At 76.9% G+C, this 4,523-nt stretch carries 5 protein-coding genes and 1 tRNA gene; all 6 read left to right on the top strand.

From position 1 onward, the window contains the following. Positions 1-360, top strand: a 360-nt coding sequence (locus WCS02_RS17750) for an ACT domain-containing protein (RefSeq protein ID WP_340295596.1), incomplete at its 5' end; no start/stop codon positions are given. Between the two features lie 108 nt (positions 361-468). After that, entirely contained in the window at positions 469-1,194 is a 726-nt protein-coding gene (gene cmk, locus WCS02_RS17745) for a (d)CMP kinase (RefSeq protein ID WP_340295594.1), read from the top strand. Then, entirely contained in the window at positions 1,191-1,958 is a 768-nt protein-coding gene (locus tag WCS02_RS17740; RefSeq protein ID WP_340295593.1) for a lysophospholipid acyltransferase family protein, read from the top strand. The genes cmk and WCS02_RS17740 overlap by 4 nt, the downstream gene beginning before the upstream one ends. 4 nt (positions 1,959-1,962) lie before the next feature. Further along, a complete protein-coding gene (der, locus tag WCS02_RS17735; protein WP_376983718.1) occupies positions 1,963-3,513 on the top strand; it encodes a ribosome biogenesis GTPase Der in 1,551 nt (516 codons plus the stop codon). Between the two features lie 44 nt (positions 3,514-3,557). Continuing rightward, positions 3,558-3,631 (top strand) — tRNA-Pro (locus tag WCS02_RS17730). Positions 3,632-3,782: 151 nt separating this feature from the next. After that, positions 3,783-4,427, top strand: coding sequence for a CDP-alcohol phosphatidyltransferase family protein (locus tag WCS02_RS17725; protein ID WP_340295592.1), 645 nt, complete (start codon positions 3,783-3,785; stop codon positions 4,425-4,427). The last annotated feature ends 96 nt before the right edge of the window (positions 4,428-4,523 follow it).

Raw genomic sequence — 4,523 nt, 5'->3', positions numbered from 1 at the left:
CTCCCGGGGGCGTCGGACCCCGCAGCCTCGGGAGGACCCGCCGGGTCGCCGACCGGTGCCCCGGTCGGCGCGCTGGCCCGGCTCGTGGCCGAGGGCAACGCCGGCCGGGCGACCGTCCCGGGCAAGCACGGCGACGCGCCCGCGGTGTGGGCGACGGTCCCCGTCCTCGTCCCCGACCGCCCGGGCGCCCTCGCCTCGCTCATCGGCACCATCGGCGAGGTGGGCGTCAACATCGAGGACCTGCGGATCGAGCACAGCCCCGGGCGCCTCACCGGGGTGACCGAGGTGGCCGTCCTCCCGGCCGAGCGGGACCGCCTGGTGCGGGAGCTGCGGGAGCGCGGCTGGTCGGTCCCCGACTGAGCGGCGGGTAGCCTGGGGGGTCGTCCCGGCACCCTCGCGGCCGCCGCCCGGCCCGGGGTCGGCGCCGGTCCGGCGGTCGTCCCCGCCCCCCATCCCCAGGAGCCTCTCGTGCCTGTGCCCTCCCGCCGTGTCCTCGTCGCCGTCGACGGGCCCTCCGGGTCGGGCAAGTCCAGCGTCTCCCGCGAGGTGGCCCGCCGCGCCGGCCTGTCCTACCTGGACACCGGGGCCATGTACCGCGCCGTCTGCTGGGCGGCGCTGCGCGACGGCATCGACGTCGAGGACGCCGAGACCCTGGGCGCGCTCGTCCGCGCGGTCCACGTGGACATCAGCACCGACCCCGACGTCGAGCGGGTCGTCGTCGACGGCGTCGAGGTGACCACCGCGATCCGGGGCGCCGCCGTCACCGCCGGGGTGTCGGCCGTCGCCTCGCACCCCGCGGTCCGCGCGGAGCTGCGCTCCCGCCAGCGCACGACCATGGACGCCGCCCCGACCGGCTGCATCGCCGAGGGTCGGGACATCACCACGGTCGTCGCGCCCGACGCCCACGTCCGGGTGCTGCTCACCGCCGACCCCGCGGCCCGGGTCGACCGCCGCGCCCGGCAGGTCGAGCAGTCCGGCGGCGCGGCCGAGGCCGGCAGCCTGGCCGCCGGGGACGTGAGCACCGCCGTGCTGGACCGGGACGCGGCCGACTCCCGCGTGACCAGCTTCGTCACCGCCGCGGACGGGGTCCTCGAGCTCGACTCCTCGCACCTGGACCTCGAGCAGACCGTGCAGGCGGTCCTCGACCTCGTGCTCGCCGCGCAGGCCGAGGCCGCGGCCCCCGGGGACGCGTGAGCACCCCCGCCCCGGAGCGGCCGGGCGCCCCCGCCGCCCCCGGGTCGCCCGGGCGCTGGTGGGGCCGGATGGTCGGCTTCGTCGTGGCGCACGTGCTGTGGCGCACCCGGGTGCAGGGCCTCGAGCACGTCGCCGACGGCCCCGTCCTGCTGGCGGTCAACCACGTGAGCATCCTCGACGGGCCGCTCGTCTACTCCTCGAACTGGGACCGCGGTGTGCAGTTCCTCGTCAAGAAGGAGATGTTCCGCGGCTTCGTCGGGTGGGTGCTCACCCAGGTCGGCCAGATCCCCGTCGACCGGTCGGGCTCCGACCGGACCGCGCTCAGCTCGGCGGTGGCCGTGCTGCGCGCCGGCGGCGCCGCGGGCATCTTCCCCGAGGGCTCGCGCGGCCGCGGCGACGTCGCGGCCGTCCGCACGGGGATCGCGTGGATCGCGCTGCAGTCCGGCGCCCCGGTCGTCCCCGTGGCCGTCCTGGGCACCCGCCGCACCGGCGAACGCTCCGGCGGCCTGCCCCGGCTGCGCCGCCGCCTGCACGTGGTCCACGGCGCCCCCTTCACCCTCGAGCGGCCCGCGGGCGTCCCCGGCAAGCAGGCGCTGGCCATGGCCGCCGAGCAGGTCCGCGTCCGGCTCGTCGAGCACGTCGCGGCGTCCGTGGCGCTCACCGGCGAGACGCTGCCCGACGACGGCGGCACCACCACCAGCACCCGCGCGCCCGGCGCGCCCGGCACCACCGGCACGACCGACACCCCCCCGAGAGCAGGCTGAGCACGTGAGCGACACCACCCCGAGCAGCACACGGCCCGACCCCGCCGACCAGGCCGACCGGCTCGACCAGGCCGGCCCGACCGGTCCCGCCGAGGACGCGCCCGTCACCGGCCCCACGGGGGTGTCCGACGCCGACGCGGAGCGCGTCCTGCGCAGCCAGCTCGCCGAGTACGACCTCGCCGAGGAGGACCTGGCCGTCCTGGAGGGCGGGCTCGACGAGGACGGCCTCGAGGTCGAGGACGTCCGCCCCGTGGTCGCGGTGGTCGGCCGCCCCAACGTCGGCAAGTCCACGCTGGTCAACCGCATCCTCGGCCGCCGCGAGGCCGTGGTGCAGGACGTCCCCGGCGTCACCCGCGACCGGGTGAGCTACCCCGTCGACTGGGCCGGTCGGCAGTTCACGCTCGTCGACACCGGCGGCTGGGACGCCCGCGTCGAGGGCCTCGCCCTGCAGGTCGCCGAGCAGGCCGAGGTGGCCGTCGAGCTCGCCGACGCCGTCGTCTTCGTCGTCGACGGCACCGTCGGCGCCACCGCGGTCGACGAGGCCGTCGTCAAGATGCTCCGCCGCGCCGGCAAGCCCGTGGTCCTCGTCGCCAACAAGGTCGACGACGCCCGCGGCGAGGCCGACGCGACCGCGCTGTGGTCGCTCGGCCTGGGCCAGCCGTTCCCGGTGTCCGCCCTGCACGGGCGCGGCACCGGCGACATGCTCGACGCCGTCCTGGAGGTCCTGCCCGAGAAGACCTCGCTGCCCTCGGAGTCCTCCGCCGTGCGTCGGGTGGCGCTCGTCGGCCGGCCCAACGTCGGCAAGTCCAGCCTGCTCAACGCCCTCGTGGGCAGCGAGAGGGTCGTCGTCAACGCCGTCGCCGGCACCACGCGCGACCCCGTCGACGAGATGGTCGAGCTCGGCGGGCGCACCTGGCGGGTCGTCGACACCGCCGGCATCCGCCGCAAGCACCGCAGCAGCGTGGGCGCGGACTTCTACGCCGGGCTGCGCACCCAGGCCGCCATCGAGCGCGCCGAGGTCGCCGTCGTGCTCGTCGACGCCTCCGAGGTCCTCAGCGAGCAGGACGTCCGCGTCGTGCAGAACGCCGTCGACGCCGGCCGCGCCGTCGTCCTCGCGGTCAACAAGTGGGACCTCGTCGACGAGGAGCGCCGCCGCTACCTGGAGCGCGAGCTGGAGATCGAGCTGGTCCAGGTGCCGTGGGCGCCTCGGGTCAACCTGTCCGCCATGACGGGGCGCCACCTCGACCGGCTCGTGCCCGCCATGGACCGCGCGCTGGCCTCGTGGGAGCACCGCGTGCCCACCGGCCGCCTCAACGCGCTCGTCGCCGAGATCGTCGCCGGGCACCCGCACCCGGTCCGGGGCGGCAAGCAGCCGCGCATCCTCTACGCCACCCAGGCCGGCGTCCGGCCCCCGACCTTCGTGCTGTTCACCACCGGCTTCCTCGAGGCGGGCTACCGGCGCTTCGTCGAGCGGCGCCTGCGCGAGGAGTTCGGCTTCGTCGGCACGCCCATCGAGGTCACCGTCCGGGCCCGGGAGCGGCGGAAGCGCACCTGAGCCTGCGCTAGAGTTCCGCAGGCGGCCGCGGAGACGTGGCCGACCGGGACGTGGCGCAGCTTGGTAGCGCACCTGACTGGGGGTCAGGGGGTCGTGGGTTCGAATCCCGCCGTCCCGACGTGGTCGTCCGGTGTCCCTGTGCCGGCCGACCGGCAGGGACCGTCGCGCGGGAGGCCACCACGACCACCGCAGCCGAGGACGACCCGCGGGTCGCCGGCACGGGCCGCCCCGGTCCTGGTGTCACGCCGGCTCCTCGGGACGAGCCGCAGGTGGGCGACCGGGTCCTCACCCTGCCGAACCTCATCAGCCTGGCGCGGCTGCTGTGCGTCCCGGTCTTCGCCGGCCTCATCCTCGACGGCCGCGACGGCGCCGCCCTGGCCGTGCTCCTCGCCGCGGGCGCCAGCGACTTCGTCGACGGCCAGCTCGCCCGGCGCTGGGACCAGGTGACCCGGCTCGGCCAGCTGCTCGACCCCGCCGCGGACCGGTTGTACGTCACCGCCGCCCTGCTGGGCCTCGGCTGGCGCGGGGTGCTGCCGTGGGAGCTCGTGGGGCTCGTCGTGCTGCGCGAGGTCGTCCTCACCCTCAACGTCCTCGTGCTGCGGCGGCACGGCCTCTCGTCGCTGCCGCCGCACCTGCTCGGCAAGGCCGCGACCATGCTCCTGCTCGTCGCGCTCCCGCTGCTGCTGCTCGCCGAGACCGCGGAGTCCCTCGCCGTCGTCGTCCGCCCCGTCGCCTGGGCGCTCGTGCTGTGGGGGAGCGCCCTGTACTGGTGGGCCGGGGTCGGGTACCTGTGGCAGACGCACCGGCTCGTGGCCGCGGTCCGGGCCGGGCGGGTCGACAGCACCCACGGGGCTGACGGGGCGGCGCGGATCGCGGAGGCCTCCGCGGCGGGGCCGGGGGTGCCGCGTGGCTAGGCCCGCGTTCAGCTCCGACGCCCTGCTCACCGACATCATGCAGCGGCCGCTGGACCCGGGGTACGCCGCCGCAGCCCGGCGCCGCGCGGCCGCCCG

Source organism: Aquipuribacter hungaricus (assembly GCF_037860755.1).
Lineage (GTDB): Bacteria > Actinomycetota > Actinomycetes > Actinomycetales > JBBAYJ01 > Aquipuribacter > Aquipuribacter hungaricus.
The sequence above is the reverse complement of the archived record's forward strand: the minus strand, read 5'-3'. Positions and strand labels throughout refer to the sequence as shown.